General features: G+C 54.2%; 18 protein-coding genes and 1 pseudogene. 8 read left to right on the top strand and 11 right to left on the bottom strand.

Going from position 1 to position 17,717, the window contains the following annotated elements; translation table 11 throughout:
- Window positions 1-223: 223 nt before the first annotated feature.
- From RQH62_RS21470 to RQH62_RS21460, 3 genes are all read left to right on the top strand, one after another.
- Window positions 224-643: a hypothetical protein gene (locus tag RQH62_RS21470; RefSeq protein WP_311270689.1), complete on the top strand. Its 420-nt coding sequence runs from the start codon at window positions 224-226 to the stop codon at window positions 641-643.
- 109 nt (window positions 644-752) lie between these two features.
- Window positions 753-2,219, top strand: coding sequence for an AAA family ATPase (locus RQH62_RS21465; protein WP_311270688.1), 1,467 nt, complete (start codon window positions 753-755; stop codon window positions 2,217-2,219).
- 253 nt (window positions 2,220-2,472) lie between these two features.
- Complete coding sequence (locus RQH62_RS21460; protein ID WP_311270687.1) at window positions 2,473-3,639, top strand: tyrosine-type recombinase/integrase; 1,167 nt, start codon at window positions 2,473-2,475, stop codon at window positions 3,637-3,639.
- A 74-nt stretch (window positions 3,640-3,713) separates the two neighbouring features.
- Here the strand turns inward: RQH62_RS21460 and RQH62_RS21455 are convergent, their stop codons facing one another.
- Together RQH62_RS21455 and RQH62_RS21450 are read right to left on the bottom strand one after the other, a co-directional pair.
- On the bottom strand, window positions 3,714-4,028 hold the full coding sequence (locus RQH62_RS21455) for a hypothetical protein (protein ID WP_311270686.1): 315 nt from the start codon (window positions 4,026-4,028) through the stop codon (window positions 3,714-3,716).
- 66 nt (window positions 4,029-4,094) lie between these two features.
- Window positions 4,095-4,409 carry a hypothetical protein gene (locus RQH62_RS21450; RefSeq protein WP_311270685.1) on the bottom strand — a complete coding sequence of 105 codons (315 nt, stop codon included), beginning with the start codon at window positions 4,407-4,409 and terminating at the stop codon, window positions 4,095-4,097.
- 261 nt (window positions 4,410-4,670) lie between these two features.
- Between RQH62_RS21450 and RQH62_RS21445 the strand changes: the two genes are divergently transcribed.
- The 4 genes from RQH62_RS21445 to RQH62_RS21430 all read left to right on the top strand — a co-directional run bounded on the left by RQH62_RS21445 (window position 4,671) and on the right by RQH62_RS21430 (window position 10,006).
- Window positions 4,671-5,003, top strand: coding sequence for a hypothetical protein (locus RQH62_RS21445; RefSeq protein ID WP_311270684.1), 333 nt, complete (start codon window positions 4,671-4,673; stop codon window positions 5,001-5,003).
- Between the two features lie 4 nt (window positions 5,004-5,007).
- Window positions 5,008-5,265, top strand: coding sequence for a hypothetical protein (locus RQH62_RS21440; protein ID WP_311270683.1), 258 nt, complete (start codon window positions 5,008-5,010; stop codon window positions 5,263-5,265).
- A 31-nt stretch (window positions 5,266-5,296) separates the two neighbouring features.
- Entirely contained in the window at window positions 5,297-9,562 is a 4,266-nt protein-coding gene (locus RQH62_RS21435) for an RHS repeat-associated core domain-containing protein (protein WP_311270682.1), read from the top strand.
- A 66-nt stretch (window positions 9,563-9,628) separates the two neighbouring features.
- Window positions 9,629-10,006 (top strand): hypothetical protein, encoded by a 378-nt coding sequence (locus RQH62_RS21430; protein ID WP_311270681.1) that lies wholly within the window; start codon window positions 9,629-9,631, stop codon window positions 10,004-10,006.
- 244 nt (window positions 10,007-10,250) lie between these two features.
- Here the strand turns inward: RQH62_RS21430 and RQH62_RS21425 are convergent, their stop codons facing one another.
- From RQH62_RS21425 to RQH62_RS21415, 3 genes are read right to left on the bottom strand one after another with little or no spacing between them, the layout of a single operon-like run.
- Window positions 10,251-10,439 (bottom strand): DUF6961 family protein, encoded by a 189-nt coding sequence (locus tag RQH62_RS21425; RefSeq protein WP_311270680.1) that lies wholly within the window; start codon window positions 10,437-10,439, stop codon window positions 10,251-10,253.
- Window positions 10,436-10,636, bottom strand: coding sequence for a DUF5818 domain-containing protein (locus RQH62_RS21420; RefSeq protein WP_311270679.1), 201 nt, complete (start codon window positions 10,634-10,636; stop codon window positions 10,436-10,438). Before RQH62_RS21420 ends, RQH62_RS21425 begins: the two co-directional genes overlap by 4 nt.
- 1 nt (window position 10,637) lies before the next feature.
- A complete protein-coding gene (locus tag RQH62_RS21415; protein ID WP_311270718.1) occupies window positions 10,638-11,429 on the bottom strand; it encodes a S1/P1 nuclease in 792 nt (263 codons plus the stop codon).
- Between the two features lie 123 nt (window positions 11,430-11,552).
- Here RQH62_RS21415 and RQH62_RS21410 point away from each other — a divergent pair, with 123 nt between their 5' ends.
- Complete coding sequence (locus RQH62_RS21410; RefSeq protein ID WP_311270678.1) at window positions 11,553-12,047, top strand: hypothetical protein; 495 nt, start codon at window positions 11,553-11,555, stop codon at window positions 12,045-12,047.
- Window positions 12,048-12,155: 108 nt separating this feature from the next.
- Here the strand turns inward: RQH62_RS21410 and RQH62_RS21405 are convergent, their stop codons facing one another.
- The 6 genes and pseudogenes from RQH62_RS21405 to RQH62_RS21380 all read right to left on the bottom strand — a co-directional run.
- Window positions 12,156-12,884, bottom strand: coding sequence for a hypothetical protein (locus tag RQH62_RS21405; RefSeq protein ID WP_311270677.1), 729 nt, complete (start codon window positions 12,882-12,884; stop codon window positions 12,156-12,158).
- 45 nt (window positions 12,885-12,929) lie between these two features.
- Window positions 12,930-13,613: a hypothetical protein gene (locus RQH62_RS21400; protein ID WP_311270676.1), complete on the bottom strand. Its 684-nt coding sequence runs from the start codon at window positions 13,611-13,613 to the stop codon at window positions 12,930-12,932.
- Window positions 13,614-13,666: 53 nt separating this feature from the next.
- On the bottom strand, window positions 13,667-13,819 hold the full coding sequence (locus RQH62_RS21395) for a hypothetical protein (RefSeq protein ID WP_311270675.1): 153 nt from the start codon (window positions 13,817-13,819) through the stop codon (window positions 13,667-13,669).
- A 443-nt stretch (window positions 13,820-14,262) separates the two neighbouring features.
- Entirely contained in the window at window positions 14,263-16,419 is a 2,157-nt protein-coding gene (locus RQH62_RS21390) for a DUF262 domain-containing HNH endonuclease family protein (protein WP_311270674.1), read from the bottom strand.
- 291 nt (window positions 16,420-16,710) lie between these two features.
- Window positions 16,711-17,610, bottom strand: coding sequence for a plasmid partitioning protein RepB C-terminal domain-containing protein (locus RQH62_RS21385; protein ID WP_311270673.1), 900 nt, complete (start codon window positions 17,608-17,610; stop codon window positions 16,711-16,713).
- Window positions 17,607-17,717, bottom strand: a pseudogene (locus tag RQH62_RS21380) (IS630 family transposase); the annotation flags it as partial. The pseudogene RQH62_RS21380 and the gene RQH62_RS21385, both read right to left, overlap by 4 nt.

Genomic DNA, 17,717 nt, shown 5'->3' with positions numbered 1-17,717 from the left:
GTGCCGGGCGCGGAGCCGAGAGTCTGCGAAACTGGAAACTGCGCGGCGCGCTGAACATCAAGAAAAATGTCGTCGACTCTTGGAATCAATAATCGACCACCTATGTTCTGCTCATCCGTGACGGTACCGACCGGGGCTGTCACTATAACTGGTCTAACGACTTCTTCCTAACCGCTTCGCGGAATCTCGGTCTCAATCAGTATGTTGCTGACGGAAGAAGTGCGTGCATGATCCAGCGATCTGTCATTTAACAGACAAATCCCCATCGCTCTATGTGGCATATCCCTCGGGATGTGTATTCATCTTCATGGTCAGCATATCTATCAAAGGATATGTTGTGAATCTCGATTATTCAAAAGTGCAGTTCCACGCCAGGCACATATCTACGGCTGGATTTGGAGATGAGAACGCGGTCCCTTACATCCATAATCTCATTAACGCCGATACTTATATGATCGCGGCATACATCGTGAGGTTGATCAGTGCCTTCCCGATGACTGAATATGATGTCCGTGAGTATTTGACGAAAGAGGGCTTTGGAAACACCGCAATCGTTTCCCTCATAATCAATGCTAACCGCGAGGGCGCTTGTGATCGCCCCCTGTGGTTGCGAGATGAGGGGGGCATACTTCAGCCATTATAACGCATCCTTCGGGCGGTAGACATCGAAGCGGTGTCTGCCGACCCACCCACCTGAAATTTTCTTGATGTGGACGGCCTCGATACATGGGGCCGATGCGAGGCGCTATACTATGGACAATATTCGTTTTTGGATGGGGTTGGGATTTACCGCCATCCCACTGAAGCTGGCAGGTGATGCGCCAGCGATTGACGCGGCGGAATGGCTTGCCGCTTATTCTCCGGAAGCGGCGGAGGATCATTTTTCCCGCAATAAACTCCACCGCCACGGCGTCATCGTGCCGGAGGGCGTTGTCGGCTTCCGGGCAGTTGGCGCGGAACATCAAGACGCGTTGCGGACCTTTCTTCAAGACCTGGATGCAATGCCGGTGCTGTGGCCCGACAATGGCCCTTCCTTCTATCGCTGTCGCAGCGGCGATGCATGGGATGCAGCCGTTCCTGATGGTGTCGAGGCGGTTATGGCCGGTCACATCATCCTCGCTCCGGCAATAGAGCCAGACAGGGTGCAGGCTCGCGGCATTGATGATCTCGAACTGCTGATGTTGCCTGCGGAGCCTCAACCGCTGGAGGGAATGGAGTTGGTGAAGACGCCACTCGCGTGCATGAGCGTTCGGGGACAGGCGGCGCTATTTGAGGAGCGCGCCATCAATATCAGGCCGCTGCTTGGGAACGTCGCCATGATGGGGCAAGGAACCGTTTGGTATGCGCCTCCGAACTCAGGTAAGACACTGTTTATGCTCGCCCTTTTGATGCAGGCGATCGACGACGGCACGGTGCTGGCGGGCAACTGCTATTTCATTAACGCCGACGATAATGAAGCCGGGATCGCTCAGAAGCTTCGGCTGCTGGATGATGTCGGCGCGCACACGCTGGTGCCGGGCGAAGGCGGATTTGAGCCGTCGCTATTCACAGACCAGTTGGAAGCCATGGCGGAGAGCGATAGCTGCCGGGGCGTAGTGGTGATGCTCGACACTATAAAAAAGTGTGCCGACCTCATGGACAAGAAAGAGACATCGCGCTTCGCAAGCTCCGTACGCCGTTTCACCCAGAAGGGGGGCACCTTCATCGGTCTGGCACATACCCGAAAGAACCCCAGCGCCACAGGCAAGCTGGTGTACGGCGGTACGACCGATCTGACAGAAGACTGCGATGCAGTCTTCATGCTGAACAGCCCCTATGATTCCGCTTCTACGGGCGAGAAGATCGTAAAATTCGAGAGCCTTAAGAAACGCGGCGGGGGCGTGGAAGAGGCTTACGCCTTTGCCGCCGATGCCGAAAGCTATGATGACCTGCTGACATCGGTGCGGCTGGTCGATCCGGCGGACCTCGAAGGGCTTGGCGTCCGTGCCGAGCATGTCAACGATCAGAGCATATTCGACGCGGTCATCGCCTGCCTTCAGGACGGCCCCCAGATGAAAATGCCACTGGTGTCTGCCGTGGCGGTCCGCGCCAATGTGTCGAAACGGGCGGCACTGCGAATCATCGAACAATTCGGCGATGGCGGTGATGGGCAAGGTTACTGGTCCTACACCGTCCAGGCTCGCGGCGCGAAGGTCTACAGCCTGCCTCCGGGCGACTGACGGGCGGGGCGGCAGGTCTCAGTTTTTCACTTTCCCGCGTTTTCACCCGGCGCGGGAGGGTGCGAACCTGAAATCTGCGCCCCGGCGCGCCCGGTGGCTCACCCTGCCGGGCAATTCCGCCGCCGCTCCTGACAAAATCCGGTTTCGCCGATCGCGGGGCGCGCGATCCGGCCGTCCGGCTACCGCCCCCCCTCAACTCACCCGGCCGCGCTCCTGCGGCCCCAACCATCGATCCTTCGAAAGGAAACCATTTATGCCTGTAGAAAAATTGACAGCGCAATTCTGCCAGCTTGCCTACTGTGAGCCGGGCAAGAAGCGCACGGACTATTACGATACCGAAATCAAGGGACTGATACTGTCGTGTCATGCGTCGGGCAGCAAAAGCTTCTCGCTGCGCTTCACGGACGAATATGGCAAGCAGAAGGAAATGAAACTGGCCTCTTACGGGGATGCCCCATTGGGCGAGGTCAGGAAGAAGGCCCAGCAGTTGCGATCGGAAATTGTGCTGGGCGGCAACCCGGCGACCAAGAAGGCTGAGAAGAAGTCGGTGGCGACTTATGCCGCGCTGGCTGACCAGCATCTGGACTACGCAAAATCGTATCAGAAGCATCCGGCCAACACCGAACGCATCCTCCGGCTTCACCTGATCCCGCGCTGGGGTAAGCTGCGTCTGGATGAGATCACCCAGCCTGCTGTCGCAAAATGGTTTGCAGAAAAGGCAAGCGAGGGGTTGGCACCCGCGACGGTCGAAAAGGTCCGGGTCACGCTCAATCGTTCATTCGAACTCGCCATTCGGTGGGACATGTCCGGCGTCACCAAGAATCCGGTGAAGGGCATCCCGCGCAAGCCGATCGAGAATAAGCGTGAACGGTACGTCAGCGCGGCGGAGGCGAAGCGGTTGCTGGCCGCCTGCGAAACATCGCTGAATCCGCAGTTGAAGCACATTGTAGGGATGCTCCTTTTGACTGGGGCGCGGGTATCCGAGCTGCTGCACGCGGAGTGGCGGCATATAGACCTGGAGAAGCGGCAATGGCTGATCCCGACATCAAAGACCGGCCGAGCAAGGCATGTACCGCTGTCGCAACCGGCCATCGCGATCCTCAAGGCGGTGCCCCGGTTGAAGGACTGTTCCTATGTCCTGCCGAACCCGGAAACCCGAAAGCCGTTCGTGACGATCAAACACGCATGGCAGACGGCCCGGAAGGAAGCGGTGCTGCCCGACCTGCGGATTCATGACCTTCGCCATAGTGCGGCATCCTTCATGATTAACGCCGGTATCGACCTGTTCGCTGTGGGCCGAGTGCTGGGCCATGCCGATCACAAATCGACCATGCGCTATTCCCATCTTGCAAATGACACGCTGCTGGCCGCCGTCGAGGCCGGTGCGAAGAAGATGAAGGGCAGTCCCACCCTGCGCTGACTATCCGATCCCCGCTCATGCGATGGCCTTGCGGCTGGTGTGTGGGCGGGGGCCTTTCTCGCTTTATTTTTTGCCTATGGAAGAACCTGTATCGTCTTCACGGCTTCCACGTTCGATTGCCCCGGCAGGCAGGTGTCCGTCCCGAAGATGTTCATGGTGTTACCGTTGTAGAAGGCCGAAATGACCGTCGCGACCATGGCTTGTCCCGCAGGCGTGGATGTGTCGATGAACCACTGATTTTCTGCACCGGTGTGGCATGACGGTTTTGTTGTCCGAGTGCCGCTTCCTCGGAAATTATAGCCGTTGTCACCTGGAATGAGCTGCGTTCCGGACCCGACTGGCTGCTCGCATGGGCTTGCCCACAGATCGCCAAAGCGGCCGAAAAGCATAAGCTCCATGCAATGAACCGCATAGTTAGATCACCCCTGCAGACTGGTGGTCGCGTCGATCTTCGGTCAAATCTCAATCAGATTGATCGTGCAGTTCGTGCCAGTGACGGTGTAATCGACCCTTGCGATAGGCTGGCCGGTCGCCTGCGCAGTCAGCAGTAAAGCGTAGTTGGCCCGACCCGCATCGGTGTTTACCGCAATGTATAGGGTGTTGAAGGAGCACGTCGCGCTGGGGGCGACGGTGAATTGCACGTAGGCACTGCTGTTGGAGTTTTGCACGCCGACCCGCGAAATCGTTCGGTTGTTATCAATCACCGCAAAAGCTGGCGTTGCTGACGCAAGCAGCGATGCAAAGGCAGCGAAGCACAGCAGTTTCTTCATCCTAATTCTCCATTCACCAAGATAGGACAGCACGTGGCTATGATGGTGTGATGTCAAATTTCGTGGCTGTAGGAAAGATAGAAACTGGACGGCCAGATCACACAAATTCTGTATACATTTGATGAGCGAAATTTTTCAGTTGCAATGTAGGATTTTGCTTTTCATCATCAAGTTAACAACGGGGTTTCAGGGTAGATTGGCTTTATGTCCCTTCATCATTTGAAGGGTGATGGTGCACGTCTTCGGCATATGGAGGGGCGGATGAAATTTTTACGAATTGCCTGCGCATTTTTGTCTGCGCTCTCTGCTCCCGCGTGGGCAGCATGTGGCACCAACGCATGTAACAACGTTACTATTGTTCGGCTATATGTCAGCACTGACAACAATATTTACGTCAAGATTTCGGATAATATCACGCCGCTGAATTGTGCGCCTCTGCAAGATGAATATCTGACACTGCGGCGGTCTGAGCCTAACTCCGATGCGATTTATTCCATGTTGCTGACGAGTCAGGCCATGAACCGCATTCTCACTCGCATCAGGATAGTAGAAGGCAGTGGCGGATGCACTGTCGCCTATGTTTGGCAGGATTAACGCGATGAAAGCTCCCTTAATTCTCTTTGCATTGGGCATGTCGCTCCCGGCGCACGCCTCCAGCACGACGACCTACACCTATGACGCGCTGGGGCGGTTGATCCAATCCAGCACGACCGGGAACGTTAACAATGGTGTGCAGATGAGCACGACCTATGACGCCGCTGATAATCGCGAAACCTACAGGGTGACCGGCTCGAAGGACAAAGTCGTGGTCTTGCCTCTGAACGGTTACACGGTCATCCCTCTTAAAGAGGACTGACCACATCTCAGCATTTCAGCTAATCAGTTCAATGTGGAGCATCGGCGTGCGACATCTGTTTGCTTTGCTTGTTATCGGCCTATCTTCGTTGGTTGGAGGGGCGGCGATCGCGCAATCGGTTGATCCAGTCGCACCAAATCTTTCGGCGCCCATTTTCGAGCAAATCGATGCGAATGGGATCGACCTGATTAGCGGCTATCCACGCATTTCATCGCCAGCCTTGAGTGCGGGCACCGCTGATTATCCATTCTCCTTCCGCCTAGATTGGGGTGGCCAGTCATGGATACCCAATGTTCCGGCGATGTGGGTGGATGATGATAACCACTTCATTTTCGGCTATAACGGACATTCAGATGAGTTTCGTGGCTTTGGTGGCAGTAGTGGCCTCACGCAGGTCAAACCCGGCAAAGGCGCGATTATCACGCAGTGCGAGACATGGTCGGAGTCTAAAAGCTCGATAAAAGTATGTAACTACATGGATCGGAACGGCAGGCGGTTCTTTTTCAATGGACCTGCTAGCCCAATATACCCTCCGCCATCCGGTGATTATGCAATGCTACCAGGTGGAAATCTTTTCCTGTGGTCATCGTCGGCACAAGATCCGGGTGGCGTATCGGTTGGATATAACCTCACAAGTGGAAGCATTAACGGCGGCGGTGGCACTTTTCGCGTAACAAGTCAGCAGCGCTATCTGAAAGATTCTACCATAAGTTTGCGGAATTCAGCTGCGCCCTCCGTCACGCTTTCGAGCATGACGATAAACACTCCAAATTTCTCGGGCACGAATGACAACGACACTTTTCTGCGACCCAGAAGCACGACTCAAACCATAACTGATATTCTGAATCGTGCATGGAAATTCACATTCAACTCTGATCGAGAAATGATTGCCTATCAGCGGCCGACATCGTCGGGTGTGAACAGTGCTACGCTCACCTATTGGGGCAGTCACAAGGTCAAGGCCTTCGGGAATGGGCAAGCGACATGGAACTATAGCTATTCGACATCAGGTAGCATCGGAACGACCACCGTTATCGACCCGCAGGGCGGCGTCACCGTAGTCAAGTATCACAAGGATTATGGTTACGCGACTTACGTCAAAGATCCGCTGAACCGGGTGACGACCTACACCTATGACAGTACCGGACAGATGACCGCCATGGCGCTACCTGAGTGTAACGCTTTGCCAGTTCCGTGCACATCCATGGCTTTCGAATATGACAGTCGTGGCAACATTACTAAGAAAACCACCTATCCCAAGCCGGGCTCGACTCTCGCTGCCATCGTGATCGAAGCCGGGTACGATCCGACATGTGGCAATCAGTTGACATGCAACAAGCCCAACTGGGTAAAAGACGGTTTGTTGAAGCAGACCGATTACCAATATCATGCAGAGACAGGTCTACCGGAGCTTGTCACGTTGCCTGCCGCTCCTGACGGGACAAGGCCGCAGACATCAAATAGCTACACCGAGATGTTGAACGCTGGTGGTTATCCATCCGGGCAATGGCGTTTAACGGAATCGAAATCTTGCCGCCTGACGGCCTCATGCTCGGGAACTGCGCAAGAAAGCAAGACGACGATCGCCTACAACAACGACTGGCTGCCCACGACTGTCACGGTTGCGGCAGGTGACGGGTCCGTTTCATCGACCACAACGACGACCTATGACGGCCAAGGCAATGTGCTCAGCGTCGATGGACCGCTGCCGGGCACCGGCGATACGACCTACTATGAATATGACGCCATGCGGCAGATGACCGGGACCATCAACCCTACGGCCAACTCTTCCACAACCAGCAGAACGGCCACCCGAAACACATATAATGGCGATGGCCAGATAACGAAGGTCGAGAATGGGACGACCACGACGCCCAACCTGACGACTTTCTCCCCTTATCAGGAAACGGTGACGGCCTATGACACGCTTGGACGGAAGATCAGGGAGTCGGTCGCAAGCGGGGGGTCCACAGAAGCGCTGACGCAGTTCAGCTACGACGTTCTCAACCGCCTGACCTGCACCGCAGTTCGCATGAACAAGGCAAATTTTGGGTCTGTGCCTGCGAACGCCTGCGCTTTGGATATGACCCTTGTCGGCGATTTCGATCGGATTACCAAAAATCAGTATGATGAGGCTGGTCAGCTTTTGCAGGTTCGCCGTGGCATGGGCACGCCAGTCGAGCAAGCTTATGCCACTTATGCGTACAGTCTCAACGGCAAGCAGACGACGGTGATTGACGCCAAGGGTAACCGTGCGACGTTCACCTATGATGGCTTTGACCGACAGAGTGACTGGTATTTCCCAGGGACTGCAACCGTCACGGGATTCAATCCCGCTGACGCTGCCTCGGCTCTGGAAACCGCCCCTGCCGCCAGCATAGGCGATTTTGAACGCTACACCTATGACGCAAACGATAATCGCAAGACGCTGCGTAAGCGTGACGCACGGGTCATTACATACAACTATGACGCGTTGAACCGGGTCACATCGAAGATCATCCCGGATAATTGCGTCGCGGGCTATGTCTGCACGCAACCCCCTGCCAGCGCTGTTCGCGATGTTTTTTACGCCTACGACCTGTTCGGGTTGCAGACGGAGGCACATTTCGGATCGCTTACCGGCGGCGACAAACTGGTCACCGACTATGACGCGCTCAAGCGGCCGATCACCTCGACGCTTACGATGGGCAGTCAGGCCCGCAAGCTTTCCTATCAATATGATGCTGCGGGCAACCGGACGCAGTTGACCTTCCCGGACAACGTGTCGTTCACCTATAGCTATGACAATCTGTATCGGATGGTGAACATCAAGGACAGTGGTTCGACGGTGTTGAGCGGCCTGACTTATGACAATCAGGGACGGCGTTCCGGGCTGTCGGGAGGTGGTTCGAGCAGCTTTGGCTATGATGCCATCAGCCGTCTGAGCTCGATCTCTCACGGCTTCAACAACAGTGGATACAGCGTCTCGCTGGGGTTCCCCCAGTATAATCCGGCCAATCAAATCCGGCAGCGCATCCTCAGCAATGACCTCTATGCGTTCCGCCAGCAATTCAACACGGACCGCAGCTATCAGGTTAATGGCCTCAACCAATACACAACGGCGGGATCGGCTGCTCCGGGGTACGACTCCAACGGCAACCTGATTTCCTTGCCCAATGCGGGCTATGGCTACGATGTCGAGAACAGGCTGATTTCCGCCACGGGCAGCGTGCCTGCAACGCTTATCTACACGCCTACCGGCAACCTCTACCAGACGGCCAGCCCCTCCGGCACGATACGCTACCTTTATGACGGAGATGCGCTGGTGGCTGAGTATGATAGCGCCGGTACGCTGCTGAACCGCTACCTTCATGGTCCTAATGTCGATGAACCGCTGGTTTGGTTTGAGGGCGGCAATCGGCGGCATCTGCGCGCCAACCATCAGGGCAGCATCATCGCCGTTAGCGATAGCGCTGGCAATGCGATTGCGACCAACAGCTATGACGAGTATGGCGTTGCGGCATCGGGTAACATGGGACGGTTCGCCTATACCGGGCAGATTGCCCTGCCCGACCTGTCGATGTATTACTACAAGGCGCGGGTCTATGCGCCTCGTTTGGGTCGGTTCATGCAGACCGACCCGGTCGGATATGAGGATCAGGTAAACCTCTATGCTTACGTTGGGAATGACCCTACGAATGCTTCCGACCCCAGCGGCAATCAGGGCTTTTCCGGCTGGTTTTGGGGTGGGATAGATGCTCTAAAACAGGTGCCTCATGATCTTGGAAACCTAGCTGAAGGAATTTCTGAGGGAGAAATCGGTTGGGCAACAGGCAATCTGCCGCCCACGTTAGGTGGAGGCTTGGGTAGTTCAGCGGCGTCGTTAACTACAAGTGGGCTGGCAGCAGCGTCGCGAGCAGTAACGAGTACCAGCAGCACTGTTTGGAAACTCAACCCATTTCAAAGAGGGCAAGCTATTGAGCAGGCTCTTGGGCATAACCTTCCAAGCAATTTTCCCACTATAGACCGGTTCGAAAAAGGAATTGCGACTAGTATAAAAAGTATGGATCTAAACGCCTCAACATATCAAAGTGCCTCTGCAATGAGCAGGACCCTGAAAGGTTACGTAGATTCTGTCGCTAGCTTCCAAGGGCGTAATTGGGCAGGAGTTCGAATTAGGGCGCAAGATATTACAGCACGTGCATTGGAGCTGGCAGTTCCGCACAGTGGCTCTGCAGCACAGCAAGCGGCAATTAGGCAAGCAGCACAGTATGGTGCGTCTCGTGGCGTTTCAGTTCACGTGATTCCGTTTCCGTAGTTTTAGAGGGAATTTATGAAAAGTTGCACGCTATATGAAAGATATGGGAAAATAATAACATGCGGCATGTCAAGAACAAATTCTGGAATTTGGATAGTTAATGGATTTATTCTTTCATGTAATGCTAACGAAATTTCAAATTTGGACGTGAATATATCTAGATGTTTGAATTCATCCCAAGATGATGTTCAACATCCGAAATCATTCGCCGACATATTTAAGCCGGTTTTAGAAGCTTATGGAGTTAAAAGTTTTAAAACGTTTATGCAGAATTCTAAATGTGTTGAAATCGAAAGGATGGGAAACACAATTTCTTTTATAGCTACAAGAAATGAAGGTCATAAAAACGGTTTTGTTACGATAGATAATTTAAAGAATACAATTACTATTGGACAGTATTCTCTTGGAGAAACGGCAATGGCATGTTTAAAATCGTCGCTTTGACATTATATGGACTTAGCAATCTATGGCGGTTTGATCATTGGGTGAAGCGCTTCGAGTGGTTGGGGCGGCGCCATCCGGTTGCGCATCGCCCTCCAAAGCGTTGCAACGCTGGTTAGCAAGGCTGCAGCATCATTGTGGACTGGCGTATGGAGTGGGTGACGGTATCGGCCTATGATCCGAATGTGATTGAGCCGCCTATGCCACCAAGGTTGCCACTATTTCCTGACCTCGACCGATGGGCAGCTTAGGCGTGATGCTGGTCGGCCATCAGTGCCTGTAGGCGTCTGGCAACTTCCTGCCACATTGCAACGCCTTCAGCTTCGCCAGCCACTGCCAGCGCGCCCAGCCGTTCCGCAACCTTCACCGGAGCATCCTGCCCGTGGCGATTCAGCATCATCGACGCGACGCCCCAAAGTTCCTGATCCCGCGTCATACGGGGCCAATGCGATCTACCGCGATGAGGTCAAAGCCATCGCGTGTGCCGCTAAGCCGGACTCTGGTGCCAAACAGATGCCGATGCCGTTGCACTAGCTCCAGCCGCCATTCCCCGCCATCATCCACGCGCAGGACGGGATAGGGAGTGCCTTCCAGCAGCAAGCCCGTCAGATCGTGATGGGTGCCCCTGGGCATGTCATTTGTGCTTGTCGTCGGGGGTGGTGAACACCCAGTTCAAATAGGCCGCGATGCGAACACCGGCACGCTTGAGGCGATCGTCCATTTCTGCGCGGTGCTGATACGCATAATCCCAAGATAGGGCAGGATCGGAGGGATAGATCGTCTTGCGCAGGGCGATGCTTTCGTGGACCCATGTCGAAGGATTGACGTCATTCCACGCGATCGTTTGCTGGGGCGTGATCGCCCTGGACAGCCATCCAGCATACTCCGAGTAGGAAAGGGACCGCTGTTCGATCATGGCGGAGTCCCAGACGGAATGTAGATTGGTTGAGCGATTGAACCACGTCACCTTGAGGTCATTGCCGCCGCGATCATCGCCACCACCGGCATGAAGCGGCTGGTGCAAATCGCCGATGATGTGGACGATGAACCGGAGGGCTAGGCGCTTATCCTCGATTGATGCCTTGGGATCGCGCAGGGTAGCGGTGAACCTTGGCAAGGCCGACATGGCATCGCCTTCGGCTGGCGCGTCCGATAGCTTATACTCGTCTCCTTCGCGAACCGTGACATAGTGCCACGGGCTGGCTTGCTTCTGCCAGTAGGGCGAAGGATCGGATTTCATATCGTCCGCCCATGTCGCCGCTTCAGCCAAGTCCTCGACACCCAACAGCAGGCGCACATTGGCGCGGGCAAGGCCGCTCAGGTTTTCATCAGCGATCGCGCCGGTGATGCGATGACCGATTGGTCCCCATGCGTAGGCTGGGGAAGAGGCGCAGAGAAAGGCGGCGGCAAGAATCGGAATACGCATGATGTCCACATACAAAAATCGCGTCCGAAGGTATTGAATTATTACAGGGTTATTTATTTGAAATGCCTTCCCGAAATGACCTAAGCGCCTGCGGCGCGTTTTGCGTAGACGGGGGATTTCCAAATGAAGAATTACTCGGGCGTCGCGTTTGCGGCGGCTCTTGCTATCCAGTGTGTGCCAGCATCAGCAAATGGCATCATGCTCGAAGCCAACGGCGCTCGTGCCCAAAGCCGCTGGGGCGGTGAGTTGGGTGTTGGCTACTCGTTCTCGGCCGGTGGCTTTTCGCTCCGACCCATTGCCGGTGCCTTTTTGCACCGGGGCGATAACGACCGCTACTACATGGATCGTTTCCACAACGGGCAAGAGCGTTGCCGCGATAGCGAAACCGGCCATTTCGCCAAAGACAGTGAGTGCGATAATCTGGCTGTAAAGGCGTATGCAAAGATCGAGGCGACCTATTCCATTCCGTTGTTAGCAGAGGTTGGCGGCGGCGTCCGCTTTAGCGGCGACAAGGTGCGCCCTTATGGCACTGTTGCGGTGCCGCTTGCGCCCAAGATCAGCCTGAAGGGCAATGCCGGGCCAAAATACTACGCGTTGGGCCTGAAAGCTGGCTTTTGACGGTCAGGGGCTGAGTCGGATTTCTGGCTCAGTCCCCTCCTTCGCCAGCATGAGACCTTCTTTGCTGGTGGAACGATTTGCCTTTGTGTGGGCAGCCCGTTTCACGGATCAGCTTTCGGCGCTATTTCCACGTTGCTGAATGCGTTCGCAAAGCGCGAACAATCCGGGATGAGCGAACTCCCTGATGCCCAGTATCGAGAAGGCCGTATAGACATCTTCCCAAGGCAGGTGGTCCGGTACGGTCGTCGCCTCAAAGCGCGCAAAGTCGAACATTACAGAACATTGGGCATTGATTACCGTGCATTGCAGCAGGTACACGTCCACGTTGTCACGGATGCCTTGGTGCGGCCCTTCCGGTTCCATTGCCAGTTCAGTTTGCAGACCAAACATGCGAGCATTGAGGAGTTGAACCTCGCCGACCATTTTGCGCAGCATCCGCAACACATTTGCATCATCGGTTGCCTCGATCATGCTGCCAATCTCGGCAATAAGGTTCTTGGGAACCTTTGGTGGCGTAATCTGTGGGACCGCTTGTTCGCCGTACAGATCGAGTCCGAGTGGTATGCACATCAGGCAACTGGCACTTTCGCGCGCATAGTCAGACATACCGCTGAGCGTCAGCGGGAATAGTGACCGTACCGCATTGAGCCGTCTATTGTAACGGACAGTCTCTTGCGCATCCGCAGCGGCAATTTGAGCGCGAACTATCTTGCCAGCATACCAAGCAGCGCCGATTGCGACGAGGCCACCAATAAGGGTTTGCCAATTGTATATGCCCGAAACGATGCAATCGGAACTGAAACAGTAGTTCCAGTCAACAATGGGTGGTCCATTCATGCGTCGAGCCTTTTATGCTGTCCCATCAAAGTTCCGGCCAGCGGCTCAGTAACCTCGCTCCTTATTGGCCGCGCAATATTGGGCTGGTGTCATTGTCGTGACCTCCACCGAATTGGAAATTCCGCCCGAGCCTCCCGAACCACGATAGACAACTGTTCCTACACGGCCATCAAATGTCACCGCGCGCATCGCAACCGACTTGTTCGCGCCATTTCCGATCGAACATTCCTGCGTCAGCTTCAATTTCGGCCCGCTCAGACTTTGGACTCCGAATGAGCAACCGGAAAATCCTTCGCCCAGACAGATGTATTTTCCCATGAACTCGTCGTTGGTGAAGCCCGGTTCGATGGTCAGCAATGTCGGCCCCCACTTGGAGTTGCCTTCGGTCGAAAGTTCTATGCTCCAAGCGAGTTCTTCCCACGTTTGCCGCAATACCTTTGATGTCACCCCATTTGCTCTTAGCCGGGCATAGCCTGAACGGGATGGATTGCCGTGTTCGTAATCGATTCCTTCTGTGACCCAGCGAACATTAGGCCCCTGTAGATGGTCCCAAGCCATCCGATCGCCATTCGGGATTGCCTCCGCGATGAAGTCGCTAAGCGAAATTGGACTGGCTGCTGCTGCTCCACGCGGCCAGACAGGAAGCAAGGCTGGCTTTTTAGCAACTGCGGTCGCCGCAGTTGCGATTGCCAGCAATGCAGCCAAACAAATGCCGACCGGAGTACGCATTTTTCCCCTCACCTGTTAGGTGCATACCTCTAAAGAATTATGGAGGCTTGTGTCTACCCGGTCGATCTCCAGAAGATCGGGAGCATCTTGGTAAGGTCATCCGCATGGACGATCGCTGCGTAACCTAGCAGCAACGGGACGATCAGCACCACACACACGGTCGCAAAGGCCAGCTTCGTGCTACCCTGCTCGTTGAATGATTTCACGATTTCGACAAGCGCCTGCCAACGATTCATACCTACCTCGCCAAACATAAACATCAAAAATCAAATTAGATTTCCGATTGGATCGTTGGTCAGTGGGTAGGTTCTCCAAGTTGGGATTTAGGCCTTTAAGTCCTACGGACTATGAACACATAATTCGGGGTCGATGTCAACAGGGCGACACACCTGTCAGGGAAACAAACGGTGGACATCCAGTGGTTCGTCGCAAATCCGATTCGATCCGTTGTATCCTCGCCGCCCTCGGTTCCAGCATAACCTATTGCCGAAACGCGAGAAATTCCTGATCTACGCCTTCTATTGCCCGTGGGTCACAGATTGTACGGAACGCCCGCGCAGCGCCCAAGACCCTTGCTTCATCTGCTTGTCAAATACAAACCACACCATTGACTGAGGCAGTCCCACACGTTGTTCACCCCGCGCCCAGCTTAAAATGATGGTTCAGTTGTCGGTGTGCTTGGAAATGTCGTATTACCGTTTCTGCGCCATTCGTCCGCTAACATCCAACTACCATCTGGTAGGAGAAGATTCCAATCCATCCAGCCGTTTCGACTCGTGTTGGTCAATCCAGCAGACGCAGCGGAGAACGATCGGAACGAAGAATTGAGGCTGTCTACTAGTAACGCACCGTCGGAGATCCGGCCTTGGTGGACTTTTCCGCCATAGGTGAATTGGCAAACCGTGCCTTCCGGTGGGAAAATGCGCTTTTCGGCCATCGCTGCTGAAAAGGATAGATTGCCGGTGTACGTCGTTTCGGCTCGATTAGGGCCGCCCCAAATCTTGCAGGCGACCTCAAACAGTGCGGTACCGCGCTGAACGATGCTGGCATCATCCCAACAGTCGAGGCCGTTTAGTTCCCGATTGAGGGCCAAGCTAGAATGAGCGCGAACGGCAGGCATCTTCACCGAGAATGAGCCGTTTGAAACCGAAGAATTCAAAGGTTGTGTCAACAGCGTAAGGTTACCCAACTTATTTATAGCTGCATCACGAACGAGTTGTAGGTTGATTAATTCTTGATCGAATTCATCTTCGCCAACAGAATCAAACCCAGAAATTGGCCAAGATAACTTCCATTTCTGAGGCATTATATGCTCGATGCTCAGGCTTGACTTTATCTCGATCTCTTCGTTGAGCTTGGACCGCTTTGCCTTTTCTATCATTTCGAACAGATAGCGAAGCCTTGCCTGCCGAGCTGACTTATATTGATCTCTGTCCAGCCAAGCCGAACGCCACTCATCATCGTTGGGCCATCTGTCGTTATCAGATGAACGTGTGGACAAATAGGCTATGAGTTCATCGACTTTGTCCTTTTCTGTGGACCTGAGCCGGTCAATGATGCCGACGAAAAATCGATTATAATTTTTCGTACTGAGGCCGCAAATGTCGCGCCGAAGGATGTAGCTTTCTAGGGCAGCGAGGGCCTCCGGCAAACGCTCTTGTATAGCTGGCTCTGTTGCAAGATATACGACGAGCGGCATCGCCGTAGAAACATCGAAAGCATCAGCAAATCTGCCGAAGTTGCCGATTGCGTCTGTTTTGGATTGTTCGAACAGCCGCTTTTCCACGCTGGCGGTTGCCGTGATCGCTTCCAGTTCTTCTGGAACATTGGCGAACGGGTTTGTGTCGAAAATCCAGCGCCGATATTTTTCAAAAAGCGTTTCGACGGACACGATGTCGCCCACGTGCATGGATAGGTGATCGGTAAGCATCCAATCCAGGCGCTGCTTCGCCTGTCGCCCACGCGATGCGGGTTGGTTCCAAAACGCCCGATCCAGTGGCAACCAGTGCTTTTCGTACAGTGGATCGATATTGAGGGTGCCGTCGGTCTGCCCCAATCCCTTGGCTCTCTGGAATATGAAATTGCGCAGTAGGTCGGCTGCTGTCAGGTCCACCCCTCGACTGTTGAGAGTTTCAAAGATTGTCTGAGGGTCATCACCGCCTTCAAGCTCGATCGATACGATTGCAAGACCTTCTTTCAGCGCTTCGAAAAGGATTTCTAGCCTCTCCTCCGGGTTGTCTTCGTGCCCATGGATATGGCCATCTATGCGCTCTCTGAAATAGGCGTGAGCAGCGGTGGACCTGCGAACTATCCCATCCTCATCGGTAGGTGGAGGAGTGATGGTATCGAGGTCTGCGGAACTATCTATCAGCGTTGCCAATGAACGCCGATCGGTGAGCGAGGGCCACACTTTGTATCGTTCGATCAGCGGAGTTTCCATGACCCCGTCGTTGAGGAGGTATTTCTGCAATTCGTCGGCGTATTTCGAACCAATCGCGTGGGCTGCATCTCTGAGCGCCGCGAGCAGGAGCTGAAATGTGGTCAATCGCTGTTGACCATCGATCACCTCAAAAGCCTGAACTTGCTTCCCGAATGTTTTAATCTGGGCGATAACAATCGCGCCCATAAAATGCGGCGACATAGATGCGCGATCGGTATTGATGCGACGGACGGCGCGCTCGATATCTTCCCAAAGTAATTCGAGCTGTGGAGACACCTTCCACGCATATTGCCGCTGATAGAGTGGGATCAGATAGCGTTTTTTTCCGTCGAACATTTCAATTATAGAACGTGTGTACGGCTTCATTTCTAAATGCCCCCAGATCGAAAAACAGCAATAGCAATAGGTTGGCTGTTCTGGAAGGGGGAAGCAGTTGCATGGCGTTGTCAGTTTTGCCGTGGAGCCTGTTCGACGCTCGGACGCTCCGCCCTCTGCGGACGTCGGAAAGTTTGATAACTGCCCTTATGTTTAGCGGGACGCAATCCGGCTAAGCGCACCGTTGGGACGAGATTTGCCCTCCAGATTCTCACCACGCTTGATCCGCCCCACGGCGTGGCGTCTCCTGCGTGCCCCGCGCTTATCGGGTCGGGGTCCCCATCATGCGGCCTTCTGAAGGTCGGAAATCTTTTGAAATTCGCTGAGCAAGTCGGCGTGAAATTTCGCAAGGTGCCGTACGATCCGAACGTTGCTAAGTAGCCGGTGGACATAACCAATAGCCAAAACCAGGTCGAGATGGTCTGCGCCGTAAGTCTGTTCAATCCGCCTAAACTCTCGATCTAATGCAGCGGTTTCGCGCTCCATGATCGATATCTGGTCCTCTGTCAGGCCCTTGGAGATTTTCTTACGTCCCTCGACTATTTCTTCATTAGCCGTAGCAGCTACAATCGACTGCACATAGGAAGTGGAATAGCGATTCATCGCAATCATCATTTCAGCAGCGACAATTTGTCGGAGGGGCTTCATTCGCCGGAGCTCGACAAACGCATTGAGCGGGACAAACTTGTCGCGAAGTAGCTCAGCTGCCTCCTCACATATGCCTACTAGCAAATTCCGCTTTTTCCGAATACTTGATATGTCGACGTTAAGCGCGCGGGCAAGACGTTCTTCAGATACGCCCTTTTTTACTGCGTTCAGGATCATCTTGTGTTCTTGAATGATCGCTATTCGACAAATTCTTCGATTGTAGGTCAAAGCTTCATCTTCGATTGCAATTAAGCATACGACTTCTTTCTCACCTCGATCGCGAAGAACATCAAGACGTAGATGTCCGTCCAGAAGGTGAAAGGTTGAGGGAACGATGCCGTCGCGGATGACCACTGGTGGCTCGATGATGCCGACCTCAGCTATCGATGCGGCTATTTGACCATATTTAACTGATTTACGGACTGAGGTTGGTACTTCCCGCAACGGCAATATGTCATGAATTGCAATGCGTAGCGTCGAATCTTCAAACGCTTGCTGGACGATAGGGGTGCGTTTAGAGCGTTTTTCGATCATTCCAGATCATACCCGCACGAACTGAAGTAGTTGGCACATTCCATTGGCTGGAAGATATCGACGAGTTTGCCGATCAGGCCCCACAGTCCGCTGACGGTTCTTTCTTC

Origin of the sequence: Sphingobium sp. WCS2017Hpa-17 (assembly GCF_031843765.1) — a bacterium.
Lineage (GTDB): Bacteria > Pseudomonadota > Alphaproteobacteria > Sphingomonadales > Sphingomonadaceae > Sphingobium.
The sequence above is the reverse complement of the archived record's forward strand: the minus strand, read 5'-3'. Positions and strand labels throughout refer to the sequence as shown.

Coding starts and splice junctions, on each gene's coding strand:
- RQH62_RS21415 (WP_311270718.1), bottom strand. CDS start 11,429: ATGCGTATTCCGATTCTTGCCGCCGCCTTTCTCTGCGCCTCTTCCCCA.
- RQH62_RS21420 (WP_311270679.1), bottom strand. CDS start 10,636: ATGCCCAGGGGCACCCATCACGATCTGACGGGCTTGCTGCTGGAAGGC.
- RQH62_RS21450 (WP_311270685.1), bottom strand. CDS start 4,409: ATGAAGAAACTGCTGTGCTTCGCTGCCTTTGCATCGCTGCTTGCGTCA.
- RQH62_RS21440 (WP_311270683.1), top strand. CDS start 5,008: ATGAAAGCTCCCTTAATTCTCTTTGCATTGGGCATGTCGCTCCCGGCG.
- RQH62_RS21405 (WP_311270677.1), bottom strand. CDS start 12,884: ATGAATGGACCACCCATTGTTGACTGGAACTACTGTTTCAGTTCCGAT.
- RQH62_RS21460 (WP_311270687.1), top strand. CDS start 2,473: ATGCCTGTAGAAAAATTGACAGCGCAATTCTGCCAGCTTGCCTACTGT.
- RQH62_RS21390 (WP_311270674.1), bottom strand. CDS start 16,419: ATGAAGCCGTACACACGTTCTATAATTGAAATGTTCGACGGAAAAAAA.
- RQH62_RS21385 (WP_311270673.1), bottom strand. CDS start 17,610: ATGATCGAAAAACGCTCTAAACGCACCCCTATCGTCCAGCAAGCGTTT.
- RQH62_RS21425 (WP_311270680.1), bottom strand. CDS start 10,439: ATGACGCGGGATCAGGAACTTTGGGGCGTCGCGTCGATGATGCTGAAT.
- RQH62_RS21410 (WP_311270678.1), top strand. CDS start 11,553: ATGAAGAATTACTCGGGCGTCGCGTTTGCGGCGGCTCTTGCTATCCAG.
- RQH62_RS21445 (WP_311270684.1), top strand. CDS start 4,671: ATGAAATTTTTACGAATTGCCTGCGCATTTTTGTCTGCGCTCTCTGCT.
- RQH62_RS21430 (WP_311270681.1), top strand. CDS start 9,629: ATGTCAAGAACAAATTCTGGAATTTGGATAGTTAATGGATTTATTCTT.
- RQH62_RS21465 (WP_311270688.1), top strand. CDS start 753: ATGGACAATATTCGTTTTTGGATGGGGTTGGGATTTACCGCCATCCCA.
- RQH62_RS21455 (WP_311270686.1), bottom strand. CDS start 4,028: ATGCTTTTCGGCCGCTTTGGCGATCTGTGGGCAAGCCCATGCGAGCAG.
- RQH62_RS21400 (WP_311270676.1), bottom strand. CDS start 13,613: ATGCGTACTCCGGTCGGCATTTGTTTGGCTGCATTGCTGGCAATCGCA.
- RQH62_RS21435 (WP_311270682.1), top strand. CDS start 5,297: ATGTGGAGCATCGGCGTGCGACATCTGTTTGCTTTGCTTGTTATCGGC.